This window comes from Streptomyces sp. CG4, from assembly GCF_041080655.1.
Classification (GTDB): domain Bacteria; phylum Actinomycetota; class Actinomycetes; order Streptomycetales; family Streptomycetaceae; genus Streptomyces.
In genome coordinates this window covers 4,755,365-4,771,139 of the sequence record NZ_CP163525.1, presented here as the reverse complement: position 1 = coordinate 4,771,139, position 15,775 = coordinate 4,755,365, and the positions used below count along the sequence as shown (strand labels likewise).

The 15,775-nt window shown below is 73.0% G+C and carries 15 protein-coding genes; 3 read left to right on the top strand and 12 right to left on the bottom strand.

The features are described from left to right. Positions 1–32: 32 nt before the first annotated feature. On the top strand, positions 33–929 hold the full coding sequence (locus tag AB5L52_RS21695; protein ID WP_369365709.1) for a proline iminopeptidase-family hydrolase: 897 nt from the start codon (positions 33–35) through the stop codon (positions 927–929). On the opposite strand, the gene mftE is transcribed toward AB5L52_RS21695, so the two are convergent. Genes mftE through mftA form a run of 12 tightly spaced genes read right to left on the bottom strand, consistent with a single transcriptional unit; the run spans position 916 to position 12,909 of the window. Then, entirely contained in the window at positions 916–1,632 is a 717-nt protein-coding gene (gene mftE / locus AB5L52_RS21690) for a mycofactocin biosynthesis peptidyl-dipeptidase MftE (protein ID WP_351578269.1), read from the bottom strand. The genes AB5L52_RS21695 and mftE overlap by 14 nt on opposite strands. Then, complete coding sequence (mftF, locus tag AB5L52_RS21685; RefSeq protein ID WP_351578266.1) at positions 1,629–3,047, bottom strand: mycofactocin biosynthesis glycosyltransferase MftF; 1,419 nt, start codon at positions 3,045–3,047, stop codon at positions 1,629–1,631. The genes mftE and mftF overlap by 4 nt, the downstream gene beginning before the upstream one ends. Beyond that, on the bottom strand, positions 3,044–3,850 hold the full coding sequence (locus tag AB5L52_RS21680) for a mycofactocin-coupled SDR family oxidoreductase (RefSeq protein WP_369365707.1): 807 nt from the start codon (positions 3,848–3,850) through the stop codon (positions 3,044–3,046). The genes mftF and AB5L52_RS21680 overlap by 4 nt, the downstream gene beginning before the upstream one ends. Before the next feature lie 20 nt (positions 3,851–3,870). After that, entirely contained in the window at positions 3,871–4,728 is an 858-nt protein-coding gene (locus tag AB5L52_RS21675) for a mycofactocin-associated electron transfer flavoprotein beta subunit (protein WP_351578260.1), read from the bottom strand. Between the two features lie 5 nt (positions 4,729–4,733). Beyond that, on the bottom strand, positions 4,734–5,045 hold the full coding sequence (locus AB5L52_RS21670) for a 4Fe-4S dicluster domain-containing protein (protein ID WP_351578257.1): 312 nt from the start codon (positions 5,043–5,045) through the stop codon (positions 4,734–4,736). Further along, positions 5,042–6,373 carry an FAD-dependent oxidoreductase gene (locus tag AB5L52_RS21665; protein WP_351578254.1) on the bottom strand — a complete coding sequence of 444 codons (1,332 nt, stop codon included), beginning with the start codon at positions 6,371–6,373 and terminating at the stop codon, positions 5,042–5,044. Before AB5L52_RS21665 ends, AB5L52_RS21670 begins: the two co-directional genes overlap by 4 nt. Next, positions 6,363–7,292 carry a mycofactocin-associated electron transfer flavoprotein alpha subunit gene (locus tag AB5L52_RS21660; RefSeq protein WP_351578251.1) on the bottom strand — a complete coding sequence of 310 codons (930 nt, stop codon included), beginning with the start codon at positions 7,290–7,292 and terminating at the stop codon, positions 6,363–6,365. Before AB5L52_RS21660 ends, AB5L52_RS21665 begins: the two co-directional genes overlap by 11 nt. Then, positions 7,289–9,256, bottom strand: coding sequence for a mycofactocin system FadH/OYE family oxidoreductase 2 (locus AB5L52_RS21655; protein WP_351578248.1), 1,968 nt, complete (start codon positions 9,254–9,256; stop codon positions 7,289–7,291). The genes AB5L52_RS21660 and AB5L52_RS21655 overlap by 4 nt, the downstream gene beginning before the upstream one ends. Beyond that, positions 9,253–11,238, bottom strand: coding sequence for a mycofactocin system FadH/OYE family oxidoreductase 1 (locus tag AB5L52_RS21650; RefSeq protein ID WP_351578281.1), 1,986 nt, complete (start codon positions 11,236–11,238; stop codon positions 9,253–9,255). Before AB5L52_RS21650 ends, AB5L52_RS21655 begins: the two co-directional genes overlap by 4 nt. Positions 11,239–11,240: 2 nt before the next feature. Continuing rightward, positions 11,241–12,455 (bottom strand): mycofactocin radical SAM maturase, encoded by a 1,215-nt coding sequence (mftC, locus tag AB5L52_RS21645; RefSeq protein WP_351578245.1) that lies wholly within the window; start codon positions 12,453–12,455, stop codon positions 11,241–11,243. After that, a complete protein-coding gene (gene mftB / locus AB5L52_RS21640) occupies positions 12,452–12,751 on the bottom strand; it encodes a mycofactocin biosynthesis chaperone MftB (protein ID WP_351578242.1) in 300 nt (99 codons plus the stop codon). Before mftB ends, mftC begins: the two co-directional genes overlap by 4 nt. Positions 12,752–12,765: 14 nt before the next feature. Continuing rightward, positions 12,766–12,909 (bottom strand): mycofactocin precursor MftA, encoded by a 144-nt coding sequence (gene mftA / locus AB5L52_RS21635; RefSeq protein ID WP_351578239.1) that lies wholly within the window; start codon positions 12,907–12,909, stop codon positions 12,766–12,768. Positions 12,910–13,100: 191 nt separating this feature from the next. Between mftA and AB5L52_RS21630 the strand changes: the two genes are divergently transcribed. Continuing rightward, positions 13,101–14,012, top strand: coding sequence for an ACP S-malonyltransferase (locus tag AB5L52_RS21630; protein ID WP_351578236.1), 912 nt, complete (start codon positions 13,101–13,103; stop codon positions 14,010–14,012). A gap of 194 nt (positions 14,013–14,206) precedes the next feature. Next, on the top strand, positions 14,207–15,712 hold the full coding sequence (locus tag AB5L52_RS21625) for an AMP-binding protein (protein WP_351578233.1): 1,506 nt from the start codon (positions 14,207–14,209) through the stop codon (positions 15,710–15,712). Positions 15,713–15,775 lie beyond the last annotated feature (63 nt).

Here is a 15,775-nt window from a genome sequence, read left to right as displayed (position 1 = left end):
GGCCGACACAGAAAGCGGAGAAGGTGAGGAACATGACGCCGGCCCCGAGGGCCAAGGGAACGGTTCCGTTCGGCGAGTACAAGACCTGGTACCGCGTCACCGGGGACCTCGGCTCGGGCCTGGCCCCGATCGTCGTGGTGCACGGCGGCCCGGGGTCCACGCACGACTACCTGCTGCCGCTCGCGCGGCTCGCCGAGCAGGGCCATCCCGTGGTCCACTACGACCAGATCGGCAACGGCGGCTCCACCCATCTTCCTCGGCGTGGCGTGGACTTCTGGACCGTTGACCTGTTTCTAGGCGAACTCGACAACCTGCTCACCTCCCTCGGTATCGCCGACAACTATGTGCTGTTCGGCCAGTCCTGGGGCGGGCTGCTGGTGGCCAAGCACGCAGCCGCCCGCCCCGCGGGCCTGCGCGGCCTCGTCATCGCCAACGCGCCCGCCTCCTACCCGCTGTGGCTGGAGGAAATGGCCGTGCTCCGAGCCCAGCTCCCGCCCGGCGTCAACGAGACCCTGCTGCGTCACGAGGCCGCCGGGACCACGGACAGCGAGGAGTACTACCAGGCGATGACGCCCTTCTACGAGAAGCACGTCTGCCGCCTGAAGCCGTGGCCGCGCGAGTACCAGGCCTCCTTCTACGAGGTCTACAACGACCCGACGGTGTACTACACCATGAACGGTCCCAGCGAGTTCCACGTCATCGGCACCCTGAAGGACTGGGGTGTCGAGGACTGCCTGCCGGAGATCGCCGTACCGACGCTTGTGCTGTCCGGCCGCCACGACGAGGCGACCCCCAAGACGGTACGGCCGTACCAGGAGCTGATCCCCGACGTGCGCTGGGTGGTTTTCGAGGACTCCAGCCACCTGCCGCACCTGGAGGAGCCGGAGGCGTTCCTGGAGGTGATGACGGAGTACCTCAAGAACCTGTGACGGCGCCCGGGCCGGCCGCGGGCTTCCACCGCGTGCTCGCGATCAGCAGATCCTCCCCCCACGCACGGAGCAGATCCCGTCCGGCGGCGGCGGTCGCCCCCCTCGGATCCCCCAGCACCCCGTTGGCCGTGACCGCCCGCAATCCGCCGCGCCGCAGTTCCGGCAGCACGGCCGGCAGCGGTCGGGTGTCGCCCGGCTCGGCCCGGTCCAGGCCTACTGTGGCGGGCCGCAGGGCCAGCATCGCCGACGTCTCGTTGCGGCCGGCGTGGCTGTCGGCGGGGTCGCCGGTCGGCTCCCAGAAGTAGGCCCGGCGTCCCTCGTGGCGCAGCCGGGCCACCGCCCGTCGCACCGGCCGGGCGTTGCCGCCGTGGGCCGAGACGAACGCGACGGCCGCGAACGCGTCGGCGGAGCGGACCAGTTCGACGAGCAGCAGTTCGGTGGCCTCCTGCCCGATCGACAGAGTGCCGGGGAAACCCGCGTGCTCGCCGCTGGAGCCGTAGTGCACCGGCGGTGCCAGCACCACCCACTCCCGGGACGCCGCCAGGTGCTCGGCCAGCGCCAGCGCGATGTCCGTGTCCACGGTGAACGGCAGATGCGGCCCGTGCTGCTCGGTCGACCCCACCGGAACGGCCAGCACGCAGTGCCCGGCCATGGCCGCCACCTCCGGCCAGGGCAGCTCGGCCAGTCGGCGCGGTCCGTTCATACGCGGCGCACACCGTCCCGACCGGGCCACTCCCGGACGTCCGGGAGCAGCGGCGCCAGGGTGCGGTGACGCAGCGCGCCCCACCAGACGCCGGCGCCGTAGGCAAGGTCGTCGGTGATACGAGCTGGCAGCCACTGGCCCAGCGGCAGCGCGGGGCGCTGCGCACGCCAGTCGGTCAGATGGCGGGCCCAGGCGGCGGCCAGCAGCAGCCGCCCGTGCCGGGAGGCGGCCAGGGCCGGAACCGCCACCGGCCACCATGCGCGGGTGACCGCGTCGGCGAACATCCGGCCCGCTCCCCAATGACCGCGCAGCGCCAGCGCCACCGCCTTCTCGGCCGGTACCCCTACGGGGTGCAGCTTGCGCGGAAGCAGCGATGCGGTGATCAGAGCCGTGGCCGAGGCGGCGGCTGGGCGGCCGGCGCCGACCGCGGCCCAGCACGCCAGCGTCCACGGCGACACACGCACCGGGGCCGCCGCCGCCGGATGGCGCAGCGCCAGCGGCGCGGCCGACGTTCCGTAGTCGAAGCGCTGCCGGGCCCACGCGGACCAGCTGGACCGAGGCTCGTGCACCACCTCGCCGGCCGGCTCGTAGCGCACCAGATGCCCGCGGGCGGCCAGCCGCCACACCAGGTCGACGTCCTCGCCGTAGCGCAGCGTCTCGTCGAATCCGCCGAGCGCGCGCAGCGCCGAGACCCGTACGACCAGGGCGGCGGTGGGGACATAGCTCACCCGGCTGCCGGGTCGGACAACGGCCGGCAGCGGGCCCAGGTCGAGCGGGGAGCGGTCCTGCTCGTAGCGTTCCAGGGCGCTGGCGCCCGGACGGCTGCGCACGCGCGGCGCCACCGCGGCCACCCGTGGGTCCGCGAAGTGCGGCAGCAACGCTCGGAGCCAGCCGGGTTCGGGTACGACATCGGCGTCCAGGAACGCCACCAGCCGCGTATCGGCCAGCCGCCAGCCGCTGTTGCGCGCGGCGGCCGGGCCGCGCGAGGCCGCATGCCGCACTGTGGCACTGGGCAACGGCACCGCGCTGCCGTCGTCCACCACCACCGTCCCGGCGAGTTCCGCCGGCCTCGGCAGGGTCCGTGTCACCTCGGGGCGGTCGCGGACCGGTATCACCGCGGTGACGTCGGCCTCCGTGAACGGGCCCGCCGCGTACCGGGGATGCACCAGTCCGGCGGTGATCAGCCGGTCCGCCAGGCGTCGCTCCGCGGGCGTGCCGGGTACCGGCTTCCCGCCGAGCCATCCCTCCACCAGGCGGGCGCCGGCCGCGGTCAGCCGCAGCACCCGGTAGGGCGAGCCGCCCAGCAGCGTGCTGCCGTCGGCGAGGCGGCCGAGGGACGGGTCCGGCTCCAGGCGCAGCGGTGCCGCCGACAACGCCGCAGCGGTCGGGGAAGGTTCGGGGTTCGGTGTGCTCATGGCATGAAACCTCCGTCCGCCTGGACGACCGTGCCGGTGAGTGCGGACGCCTCTGCGCCGCACAGCCAGCAGACCGCCGCCGCGACCTCCTCCGGCTCCAGCAGCCGTTCCAGCAGCTGGTGCCCGGCGAACTCGTCGGTGTCCGCAAGCCCGTACAGGTTGGCGCTGGCCTGCAGCATGGGGGTGCGGGTGGAGCCGGGGGAGACGGCGGTGGCCGTCACGCCGGTGCCGCGCAGGTCGGTGGCCAGACCTCGGATCAGACCCACCACCGCGTGCTTGGCCGCGTTGTACCCGGCCAGGTGCCACAGCCCGTAGTGGGCGGCGGCCGAGGCGAGGGCGACGAACCTGCCCGAGCGCGGCTCGGGCGCGGCCAGCAGTCGGGGTACGGCGGCCCGGGCCAGGTTGGCTACTCCGCGCACCCCGATGTCGAACAGGGCGTCCCACTCGGCGTCGGTGGTCTCCCACAGCGGCCGTCCGCCGGCCATCACCGCAGCCGCTGCCACCGCGGCGTGCAGCCGCCCGGTCCGTTCGCACGCCAGTTCCACCGCCGCATCGAGTGCCGTCTGGTCGCGCACGTCGGCGACCACGGGCAGCACCGAGTCCGGCCACCGGCCCGCGAGCGCGTTCAGCTCCTGCTCGGTGCCCAGCCGGTAGCCGACGCCGGGCAGGTCCCGGCACACGTCCACGGCCACCACCAGCCAGCCGTCCGCGGCCAGCCGACCCGCAACGGCCGCGCCGATGCCGCGTGCCGCGCCGGTGACGACGGCCGTGCGCCGCGCACCGGCCTCATCCGTGCTCTCCATAACCGCTGCCCTCCCGTCCGCTACCTCTGTCCCGCCACGTCCACGCCGTGCTCCCGCAGATGGGCGAGCAGCAGTTCCGCCGCCTCCTCGGCGGAAGGCGGGGTCACCACCCGGGGCGGGGTGCGCGGCGGCGTCAGGGCGCCGGTGAGCGCAAGCAGCCGTTCCCGGGTGCTGCCGTCGGGGGCGGACAGGACCTTCGGGCGCGGCCGGTAAGGGCGCGTCCGGCCTGCCCGCACTCCGGCGCCCTCCCGCGCACCCGCTCGGACCACGGCGACCTCCGCCCGCCGAGCGGCGAGCACCGCGGCGAGTGCCGCCCTGCGCGGTCGTACGCTGCCGGGCTCCACCGAGCACACCGCGGGCAGCGGCACGCGGAGTTCCTCCGCGCGCCCGCCGTCCAGCCGCCGTACCGCCCGCAGTCGTACCCCACCGGTGGTTTCGGTGTCGACCGCCAGTTCGGTGAGCCCCAATGCCTGCGATGCCCCCAGTGACGCGGCCAGGAGAGCCGGCGTGGCGCCGGTGCCACGGTCCTGTGAGCGGTCCCCGCACACCACCACCTGCGGCAGCGGGCCCTGGGCCGTGAGGCCGGCCAGCAGGCTGTGCGCGGTCGCCGCCTCGTCGCCGTCCGGGCCGTCGATGCGCAGCGCCCCGTCGACGCCGGCGGCCAGGGCTTCGCGGAGCATCTCCTCGGCGCCCGCGGGCCCCACGGTCACCGCCAGGCAACGCCCGCCAAGCTGCTCGGCGAGCCGTAGCGCGTGTTCCAGCGCGCACCGGTCGGCAGGGGAGGCCCCGGCCGCGTAGGGCGCACTCGGGGCCGCACCCGTCAGCGGGTGCGCGGACGCGCGCGGATCCGTCCAGCGCAGAGCAGCGGCCACGAGCACGGCGCTCACCCCTGCCGGAAGGCGACCCCGTGGCCGCCCTCGGGATAGGTCCAGCTGAGCGCGCCGGGCGCGTCGCACACCTGGTAGCAGGTGCCGCATTCGAAGCACTGCTCGTAGTTGAACAGGATCCCGCCGTCGTCCGTGGGCACGAACAGCGCGGCGGGGCAGGCGTGCACACAGGAGCGGAGTTCGCAGGACAGGCACACGCTGGTGTCCACCACGATGTGAGCGCGCTCCGCGACACGGAAGTCCACCGTGGCCATGCGGTCCTCGAAGGACACACCGGCGCGATGGGCGTGAGGGCTGCTCTGGGTCATCCGAAGGACCTCGTTCCGGTGAATGCGTCGGACAGCAGATGGCGCAGCCGCACACCGCGCCTGCGGGCCGCGCCCGACAGCAGCCGGCGCAGACCCGGCTTGGGACGTGGGTTGTCGACGGTGAAGAAACCTTGGGCCACGTCGCACAGCAGCCCCGGGTACGACTGCTGGACCCGCTCGGAGAAGACCAGTCCCGGCACCCGGCGCAGCCTGCGGTGGTCTGCCAGCACGAACGACTCCTCCAGCATGCGCCGGTAACCGGTCAGTCCCGCCCGGGACGTATCGCCCGCGGCGATGGCGACAGCGGCGCTCCGGCCGGCGTACATGCCTGCGCCCAGCGCGTAGTTGACGCCCTCCAGCCAGATACCGGCGGCCAGGCACATCGCGGCTGCGTCCCCGGCCACGAGCATGCCGTCGGTGACGAGCTCGGGCATGCTGTCGTAGCCGCCCTCGGGGATCAGGTGAGCGGAGTACTCCTTCAGTTCGGCGCCGCGCAGCAGCGGGGCGATCGCCGGATGCTCCTTCAGGCCGGCCAGCACCGCCTCGGGCCGTTCGCCGGACGCCGCGAGCCCGACCACGGACAGCACCACGCCGACGCTGACCGATTCCAGATTCGTGTAGAGGAAACCACCGCCGGGGATGTCACCGGTGCAGCCGAGGACCTCGATGTCCTGACCGTGCCGACCGGTCAGTCCGAACCGCTCCTCGATGACCTTGCGCGGCAGGGCGAGGGTCTCCTTCACCCCCAGTGAGGTGTGCTCGGCCTGCTTGCCCGGCACTTGCGCGAACAGCCCCGCCTCCTTGGCGAGGAACGAGTTCACGCCGTCGCAGGCGATGACGATCCGGGCGGTCAGGTCGCCGCCGGGCCGGTCGGTGCGCACCCCCGTGACCCGCCCGGCCGCGTCGCGCAGGAGTCCGGTCACCGTGGTGGACGGTACGAGCACGGCACCGGCCGCCTCGGCCAGCGAGGCGAGCCAGCCGTCCAGCTCGGCGCGGAAGGCGGTGGCGCCGTTGTACGGGGGACGGCCCCAGTCCTCGGTGCGGAAATCGACGGTGAGCGCCTGGCTGTCGGTGAGCAGCATGGTGGAGCGCCGGGTCACCCAGCGCTGCACCGGCATGTGTTCCCACCAGCCGGGCACCAGCTCGTCGAGGATCCGGCCGTAGACCACGCCTCCGTACACGTTCTTGGCTCCCGGATAGGGCCCGCGCTCCAGCAGCGCCACCGACAGCCCGGCCCGCGCCGCCTCCAGCGCGGCGGCCGACCCGGCGGGGCCGGCACCGACCACGACGACGTCGAAGGCGGGCACCGGGTTCGTCTCAGGCGGCATCGGCCACCTCCCGCAGCTTGCGGACCAACACGCCGAGCACGGCCGCCGCGTCGGCCACGATGCCCAGGTCGGCCATGGCTGTCATCGGGCAGTACGGATCGGTGTTCACGCTCACCACATGGCGCGGCGCGCCGAGCCCACCGGTGTGGTGGGGGGCGCCGGAGACGCCGAAGGCGACGTACAGGTCGGGGTCGACGGTGACGCCGGTGGTGCCGATCTGCCGGGCGTACTCCAGCCAGCCCGCGTCGGTGACCACCCGGGTGCCGCCCACCGCCATGCCCAGCGCCGTCCCGGCCTCGGCGAGCAGCGCCACGGCCTCCGGGCCGCCCAGCCCGCCGCCCGCGCCGAGCACCCGGTGGGCGGTGGCGAGATCACCGGCGCCGGCGGAGGTGTCGAGGTCGGCCACGTGCTCCGCGTCCGGGACAGCGGCGGCCGGGCCGGGGAGAGTGAGTGCCCTCGTCTCCGGGGGCCCGGGCACCGGGGCCGCCCCGCGCATGCCCGGCTCCAGGGTGGCGACGAAGGGACCGTCCACGGTCAGTTCGACCAGCGCGCTCCCGCCCAGGCGCAGCACGTCCGCGCCGTGCGGCAGCACCTCCAGGGCGCCGGCGAGCAACGGCCGCCCCAGCTCGCCGGCGAGGCGCGGCGCCAGGTCCCGCCCATCGGGGGAGGCGGGCAGCACGACGGTGTGCACGGGTGTGAGCAACGGAGCGAGCGCCACGGACAGGGCGGCCGGGGAGGTCCCGCTGTCGGCCGTCCACACCCGGCGGGCCGCGACGAGTTCGCGGGCCCCCGCACCGGCCCGCGAACCGACCACCAGCGCATGCCCGTTCGCCTCGGCCACGGCCTCGTCGGCGCCCAGCGGCAATACTCCGTCCCGTACGACGAGCACGGCGATCCGATCGGGCAGGGAGGCGTTCACAGCGCTGTTCCCACCCGGTGGCCCTCGACGACCGCGGCGTGCGCGCGGCGCGGGGTCAGGCAGTCACCGGCCCGGTGAACCGGGAACGGGGCGTCCTTCAGCGCGTGCCACAGGCTGTCCTCCGGCGTCTGGTGCACGGCGCACACCACCCAGTCGTAGCGTTCGCGCGCCGTGGTGTTCGTGGTGTGCGTGAGAATGTCCAGTTCCACTTCCTCGTCCCCCTCCCCGCTCGGCCGGGCCCCCACCACCACCTGGTCGGTGGCGTGCATGATGCCTTTGGCATGGGCGCGCACGCCGTACGTCTCCAGGTCGAGCGTGATGCCCAAGTCCTGCCCGATCACCATCGCGGGCGTGCTGATCCGCACCCGGCAACCCCGGCCGGCCAGCAGTTCGGCCACGGAGGTGGCCTGATGGAAACCGAGTTCGTCGACGACCAGCACCCGCTGCCCGGCCGCCGGCGACGCGCGGCCCTCCAGGATGTCCCGCACGTCCACGACGCGTGCCACGTCACCGGCCCAGTACGGCCGTTGGGGTCGCGCTCCGGTGGCGAGCACGACGGCCTCCGGGGCCTCGGCGCGCAGCGAGTGGGCCGTGGCCTCGACCCCCGTGCGGATGTCCACGCCGTGGCGCAGGCACTCGGCGAGCAGATTGCGCACGACGTCCAGGAACTCGGCGCGGTTCGGGGCGGTCGCGGCTGTGGCGACCTGGCCCCCGGTGGCTGCCGACCGTTCGTACAGCGTCACCCGGTGCCCGCGCCGCGCAGCGGTCGCCGCCGCCTGCAGCCCGGCAGGTCCGCCGCCGACGACCAGCACGCGGCGCGGCCTGGGGCCCGGTGCGGGCAGCGACACCGCCTCGCGGCCCGCGCGAGGGTTCTCGATGCAGCCCAGCCAGCGGTTCAGACCCATGCGGCCGACGCACTCCTGGTTGCAGGACAGACACGTGCGGATGTGCGGGGTGCGCCCGGTGCGTGCCTTGACGACGAAGTCCGGGTCGGCGATCTGGCCGCGCACCACGCCGACGAGATCGCAGTGCCCCTCGGCGAGGGCCCGTTCGGCCTGCACCGGATCCTTGATCCGGCCCACGCCGATCACCGGCAGCCTCACCGCCGAGCGGAAGGCGTTGGAGACGAACAGGGCGTAGCCGGGCGGCACCGACATCGACGCCTCGATCATGTACAGGGTCGAGGTGGCCACGCCGATCGAGGTGTTGATGTAGTCGACCTTGCCGGTGGCCTCCACCATCCGGGCCGTGGCGACGGCCTCCTCGATCGTGGTGCCGCCGTCCAGCAGCTCGTCGCCGCACAGCCGCACTCCCAGCACCCGGTCCGGCCCGATCGCCTCGCGCACCGCATCGACGATCTCCCGAAGGATCCGCACCCGGTGCTCCAGCGGGCCGCCGTAGGCGTCGGTGCGCAGGTTGGTGGCCGGCGAGAGGAAGCCGCGCACGATCGAGGAGTGCGAGCACTGCAGCTCCACCCCGTCGAAGCCGCCCTCCGCGCAGTGCCCCGCGACCGTGCCGTACCCGGCGACGATCTCGGCGATCTCCGCGGTGGTGACCTCCTTGGGCACCTCCCGGAACAGCGGGTCGGGCACCGGCGAGGGCGCCCACACCGGCAGCCGCGAGTACATCGAGGACGCCTGGCCGCCGTTGTGGTTGAGCTGGGCGAGAATCGGGGTGCCGTGCGCGTGCACGGCCTCGGTGATGCGCCGGTACCCGGCCACCGCCTCCGGCCGGAAGCCGTGGATGAGCTTCTCGTACGGCCAGTCGGTGGCGTGGGTGGAGTGCTCCTCGGTGATGATCAGCCCGGCCCCGCCGGCCGCCCGCGCCGCGTAGTACGCCGCATGCTGCTCGCTTGGCAGGCCGTCTTCGGCGTAGTTCGTCAGATGCGCGGAGAACACGATCCGGTTGGCGAGGGTCAGCGGGCCCAGCCGCAGCGGAGAGAAGAGCAGCTTCAGACCGGTCACCGGCTTGTACCTCCTTCGCCGCACAGCGCCAGGGCGGCGCGCCGGCCCTCCAGCAGGGCCTCGTGCACCGTGCGTGGTGCCACCCGGTCACCGGCCGCGATGGCGTCGGCCGGGGCGGTGAGCGAGGTGTCGGGCAGCCGGTGGCCGCAATGCACGACAGCCGCGAAGGCCACCTTGTGCCGCTCGCCGGTGACGGTGTCCTCCACCAGCGCGGCATCGGCCAGCACCGCCCGCAGCGCGGCGCGGCGCACCAGGGTCACCCCGGCGCGCGCCAGCCGCGCGTGCGCGTCGGCGAGGTCGCCGGTCAGGGCGAGCTGCGTGCCGGCCACCTGGTCCGGGGTGAGCAGCGAGGTCTCCCGGCCCTCGGCGGCGAGCCGCTCGGCGAGGCCGACGCCGGTTGCGTCTCCCACGGGATCGTGGACGAGCACGGGCCCGTCGGGCAGCGCCGCACGGCTCGCGAGCAGGTCGGCCGCCTCCAGGACGTTGCCGCCGTCGATGTCGTAGCGGCGCGGTCCGGGACGCGAACCGGTGGCCAGCACCACCCGGCGTCCAGCCAGATCCCGCGCCGTGACGGCGGTGTGCGTGCGCACGACGACACCGAGCCGCCGTACCTCCGACTCCAGCCAGTCCAGCAGCGGTGCCCAGCGTTCGCCCGCCGCCCGCAGCATCCCACCGAGCCGTTCGGCGCGCTCCACCAGCTCCACCCGGTGCCCGTGGGCGGCCAGTACCCGCGCGGCCTCCAGACCCGCGGGCCCGCCCCCGACCACAAGGGCCGCCAGATCGCCGGATGCCCGGGTAGCCGCACCGCCGGCCCCGCCGGGCTTGTCCGTCCGCGGCTTCGAGGCCGCCACGGACACCGTCCTCCCTTCGAGAGGGGCGTCCGGCACGTCCTCGGTCTCATGGCCGCTGCGGGGCTCCACGGCGCACGAGACCACCGGATTGCGGTTGTCCCGTACGCGGCACTTCTGGTTGCACAGCACACACGGTCGCACGCGCTCGGGATGCTCCGAGCGCACCAGCGCGACCAGCTCCGGGTCGGCGATCTGGGCGCGGGTCATCTCCACCAGATCGGCGACCCCGTCGTCCAGGGCCCGCTGGGCCGACCGGGAGTCGGTGACCGAGCCCTGCAACACGACGGGCACCGCCCCGGCGACCGCCGTGCGCACGGCGGCGCACAGCTCGGCATTGAAACCGGGCGGGGCGTGGAAGTCGGGACGGGTGGCGGCGGTGGACATCGCCGAACCGCGCACCACCACCAGGTAGTCGAGGAGCGGGGCCAGCTCACGGGCGAAGCCCTCAGCGTGCTCGGGTGTGATGCCGGCCCACGGCGCCAGCTCGTCGCAGGACAGCCTGAGCCCCACCGGCCGCCCCTCACCCACCGCCTCGCGCACGTCCCCGAGCACCTGACGGAGCAGCAGCAGCCGGTCGCTGCCATAGGCGTCCGCGCGCTGGTTGGTCAGCCCGGACAGGAACTGGCGCAGCAGGCTGTACTGGCCGGCCTCGACCTCCACCCCGTGCAGCCCCGAGTCCACCGCGAGCCGCGCCGCCGAGGCGAAGCCCGCGCGCAGCTCGGCCAGTTCGCTCTCCTCCATCTCCATGGGCAGCTCCCGGCTCACCACATCGGGGACCCGGGACGGCGCCCACAGCGCCGACTGGTGGTACGCAGAGGAGCCCTGCGAGCCGGCGTGGCCGAGGGAGGCCACCACCAGCGTCCCGTACGGCGCGCACGCGGCTGCGGTCGCAGCCCAGCCCGGGCCGCAGTCCGCAGCCAGCGGGGCCCGCTCGTAGGGCCAGTCGGACGGGTGCACGCTCGCCGTCTCGGTGACGATCAGACCGGCGCCGCCGGCCGCACGCCGGGCGTAGTAGGCGACGTGCCGTTCCGAGATCGCCCGGCGTCGGGCCAGGTTGGTCTCGTGCGGCCCGAACACCACCCGGCTGGGAGCGGTGCGGGGCCCCACAGCGACGGGCTCGGTCAGACGCATGGTCACGCGGCCCCCGGGCTCCCGGGCGCGAAGCCGGCCAGCGGACTGGTGTCACAGGCCCGGTCGGGCACCCCGGCACCGACGGGACGGCGTCCGATGGTGACCGGGACCGGGCCCGAACGCGGCCGGGTGCGGTGTGAGTGGTCGCCGCTCGGGTGCGGCGCCGTGCCCGAGCCGACCATGGCCAGCGCCCGTTCCCCGTTGCCCTTCACACACTCCGGGTCCGGGCCGTCCAGGGGCAGTCCAGTGAAGAACTTCGCGGCCATGCAGCCGCCGCGGCAGGCGTCGTACGCCGAGCAGGCCGTGCACGCGCCACCGGTCTGGGGGGCGCGCAGCTCGGCGAACAGCTCGGATTCCCGCCACACGGCGGTGAAGCCGCCCGGGGAGCGGACGTTGCCGGCGAGAAAGGTGTCGTGGATCGCGAACGGGCAGGCGTACACGTCACCGACGGGGTCGATGAGACACACCACCCGGCCCGCCCCGCACAGGTTCAGGCCCGCCAGCGGCTGCGGGCCGAGGGCGTTGAGGTGGAAGAAGGAGTCGCCCGTCAGCACGTTCTCCCCGTGCTTCAGCAGCCACTCGTACAGCGTTCGCTGCTGCCCGGAGGTCGGGTGCAGTTCGCCCCACACGTCGGCGCCGCGCCCGGAGGGCCGCAGCCGGGTGATGCGCAGCTGGGCGCCGTACCGGTCGGCGATGGCCTTGAAATCGTCGAGCTGGCCGACATTGTGCCGGGTCACCACCACGCTCAGCTTGAAGTCCCGCATGCCGGCGTCCGCGAGGTTCCGGATCGCGGCCATCGCCGTGTCGTACGACCCCGGGCCGCGCACCGCGTCGTTGACGTCGGCACTTGCCCCGTCCAGGGAGATCTGCACGTCGACGTAATCGCTCGCGGCCAGCCACCGGGCCCGTTCGGGCGTGATGCGCACCCCGTTGGTGGAGAACTTCACCCCGACGTGGTGAGCCGTGGCGTACTCGACCAGCTCCCAGAAGTCCGCGCGCACGGTCGGTTCGCCACCGCCGATGTTGACGTAGAAGACCTGCATGCGTTCCAGCTCGTCGATCACGGCCTTGCACTCGCTCGTGCTCAGCTCCCGAGGGTCCCGTCGGCCCGAGGACGACAGGCAGTGCACGCATGCCAGGTTGCAGGCGTAGGTCAGCTCCCAGGTGAGGCAGATGGGAGCGTCCAGGCCGCTTGCGAAATGGTCGACGAGCTTCACGCGGCTTCCTCCAGAAGGTCGGCAGGCCCCTCGGGGCGGGGCTCGATCAGGCCGCCCGCGGCAAGGGAGGCGAGCGCGCGGAGATGAGCGGCGCGCTCGGGAGCGGCCACCCCGGCCGCGTCGAGCGCCGCGTGCACGTCCGGGTGGCCGGCCAGCGATCTGACGATCGTCACCAGTTCGGGAGACTTCAGGAAGCACAGCCGGCGGGTCCCGAAGTGGTAGGCCAGCGCTCCGAAAGGCTCGGGGCGCAGCGCCACGCTGGGTGAGCACCGATAGGGGCGCTCGGGGGTGAACACGGGGCGGCCTCCGGTCAGTAGACGCCGCACATGCCGTCGATCGACACCTCTTCGACGAGTAGTTCCTCGGCGTACTCGACCTCCGCCGAGCTGCCGGGCGCTTCCTCGGCCCCGGTGTTGTCTTCGACATCCATGGCGAGCCCTTCCAATTCCTGCATCCCGTATTCTCCTGGAAGGGTATGTTGGCCGAGGTCCCCGAAGGCGAACACCCCTATAAAATAGGGGTTGGCGGCTGCGTGTATTCACGGAACTAAGGGTCAGGTAGGGGTTAAGAGCCCGGAGTCCGGACATCACACTGACTCCCATGGAGAATGAGAACCGGACGAAGAGCTCCCTTGTATTTCCAGGGATGGGGCCCTCGCAATTCGCCGAAGTCGGCAAGTTCATGCTTGTCAACCCCTTCGCCCGGGAACTCATCGCCGAAGCCGACGAAACCCTCGGCTATTCACTCTTCGACCGCTTCCAGGAAGCGCAGGGCGACTACTCGGTGTACGCCCAGGTCGCCTTCTTCGTGAACTGCCTGGCCCTGGCCCGATGGGCCGAGGCCGAGCTCGGCGCCGAACCAGCCTTCGTCACGGGACCGAGCTTCGGCGGCAAGGCCGCCGCCGTGCACTCAGGCGCCCTCTCGTTCGCCGACGGAGTCCGGCTTACCGAGCGCTTCGCCCACGTCCTCGACACGTTCTTCGCCGAGGACTACCGGGAGGAGGTCGCCACCCAGTCCTTCGCCCGCACCTCCGCCGCAGCCCTGGATGAGATTCTCGCCGAGCTGCACGAGCAGAACGAGTGGTACGACGTCACGTGCGTGGTGGATGAGGACTTCCGCATGCTGACGCTGCGTACGTCTCGCCTGGAGTGGCTCCAGCGGCGGCTGCGTGCGACCGGCGGGCTCCCGCTGTACGTCATGCGGCCACCCATGCACTCCGCAGCGTTCGCCGCGCTGCGCGCCCGCGCCGCCGTCGAGGTGATGGACGGCCTTCGGTTCGTCGACCCGACGCTCGCGGTCGTCTCCGACCAGGACGGTACCCTGCTGACCGCCAGCCGGCAGATCCGCGACCTGCTGCTTGACTGCTGCGTCCGCGCGGTCGACTGGCCGGCCGCCCTGGCTTCCCTGCGTGACCGTGGTGTCGGCACCCTTTATGTCGCCGGTCAGGATGCCCTGTTCGGCCGGGTCGGCGCCGCCAGCAAGAACTTCAGGGTCATCGCGGCCAACCCCCGCCTCGCCCTGCGCCCTCGCCGCCGCCCGGCCCACCTGGCGGCGTGACGATTCGCGCCCGCAGTCGAACCCGGGCCCGCCGGACCGCCCGCGTCAGCAGGATGACCCGCCGTACGGCCATCCCCGCACCGTGAAGGCCACGGGACCAGAGCTCTGCGTCCTGGAAAACCCCTCTGATCAGCGTCGTCCCCCTGGCACCTCACGTGCTGAAACCCCCGGCCGCGTCCCTTCCTGGAGCAACCTTGAGCGAGCAGCAACCCTACGGCCTCCACGAGCGCTTCCTGCGCGGACTGGCCATCGCCGCCGACCGCCCGGCCCTGCGCATAGCCTCCGTGACGACCAGCTACCGGGAACTGCACCAGCAGGCCCTCATCTGGGCGGGGTCCCTCGGCGACGCGAGGACCGTCGGTGTCCTCGCGGACAAAACCGTGACCGCGTACGCGGGCATCCTCGGTGCCCTGTACGCGGGCGCCACCGTCGTCCCGCTGCACCCCGACTTCCCGGTCGCGCGCACCCGGCACATGCTCGAACTGTCCGGCGCCACCGCTGTGATCGCCGATGCACACGGGGAGTCGGTCCTGGCTGATCTGGGCTACGAGACGGCCGTCCCCGCCGTCGTAGTCCCAGATCCGGCGTGTGCCCTGGCTGAACCGCACCGCGGCACTGCTCGCACCGACAATGCCTACATGCTGTTCACCTCCGGCTCCACCGGCCGCCCGAAGGGCGTCCCCATCAGCCACGGCAGCACACGCCATTACTTCGAACTCCTCGACCAGCAATACCGCTTCACGTCGGACGACATCTTCTCGCAGACCTTCGACCTGAATTTCGATTGCGCGATGTTCGATTTGTTCTGCGCCTGGGGCAACGGCGCCACCGTCGACGTCACCCCGCAGACCGCCTACCTCGACCTGCCCGCCTACCTCAGGGAGCACGGCGTCACCGTGTGGTTCGCCACGCCCAGCTCCATCCCCCTCGTCCGCCGCATGGGCGGCCTGACTCCGGGCGCGCTGTCAGGCCTGCGGTGGAGCTTCTTCGCCGGGGAGGCGCTGCGCGCGCGCGACGCCGCCGACTGGCAGGCCGCGGCACCCGCCTCCACCCTGGAGAACATCTACGGTCCGACCGAGCTGACGGTCACCATCACCGGCCACCGCTGGGACCCCGCGACCTCCCCCGGACGCTGCGTGAACGGGCTCGTCCCCATTGGGCGCGTGCATGACGGACACGACCACACCCTCGTCGGCGCCGATGACCGAGAGAGTCCTGTCGAAGGGGAACTGCTCATCACCGGACCGCAGATGACGACCGGCTACCTCGATCCGTCCGACGATGCGGGCCGTTTCGTAGAGCGTGATGGCCGTCGCTGGTACCGCACCGGCGACCGGGTGCGTCGGCTGGCCGACGGCGAGCTGGTCTACTTGGGGCGCCTCGACTCTCAGGTGCAGGTGCAGGGCTGGCGCGTGGAACTCGCCGAGATCGAACACGGACTGCGCACCTGCCCGGGCGTGGAGGAGGCCGTCGCCGTCGGCGCCGGCACCCCGGCAGGCACCGTACTCGTTGTCTACTACACCGGCGAATCTCGACCCGCCGCCCAGCTCGCCCGCGCTCTACGGGATGTGCTGCCCAAGGGCATGCTGCCCCGCCGCTTCGAGCACTTGGCGGAGCTCCCGTTGAACTCCAACCGCAAGGTGGACCGCCAAGGGCTCACCCAGCGGGCCTCGGACCTCCTCGCCCGCTCCGCCGTCTGAAGATGTCCGCGCACAACTCTCTCGGCCGGCAGGCTTTTCAGCCCTCCATGCCCTGGTCCTGGT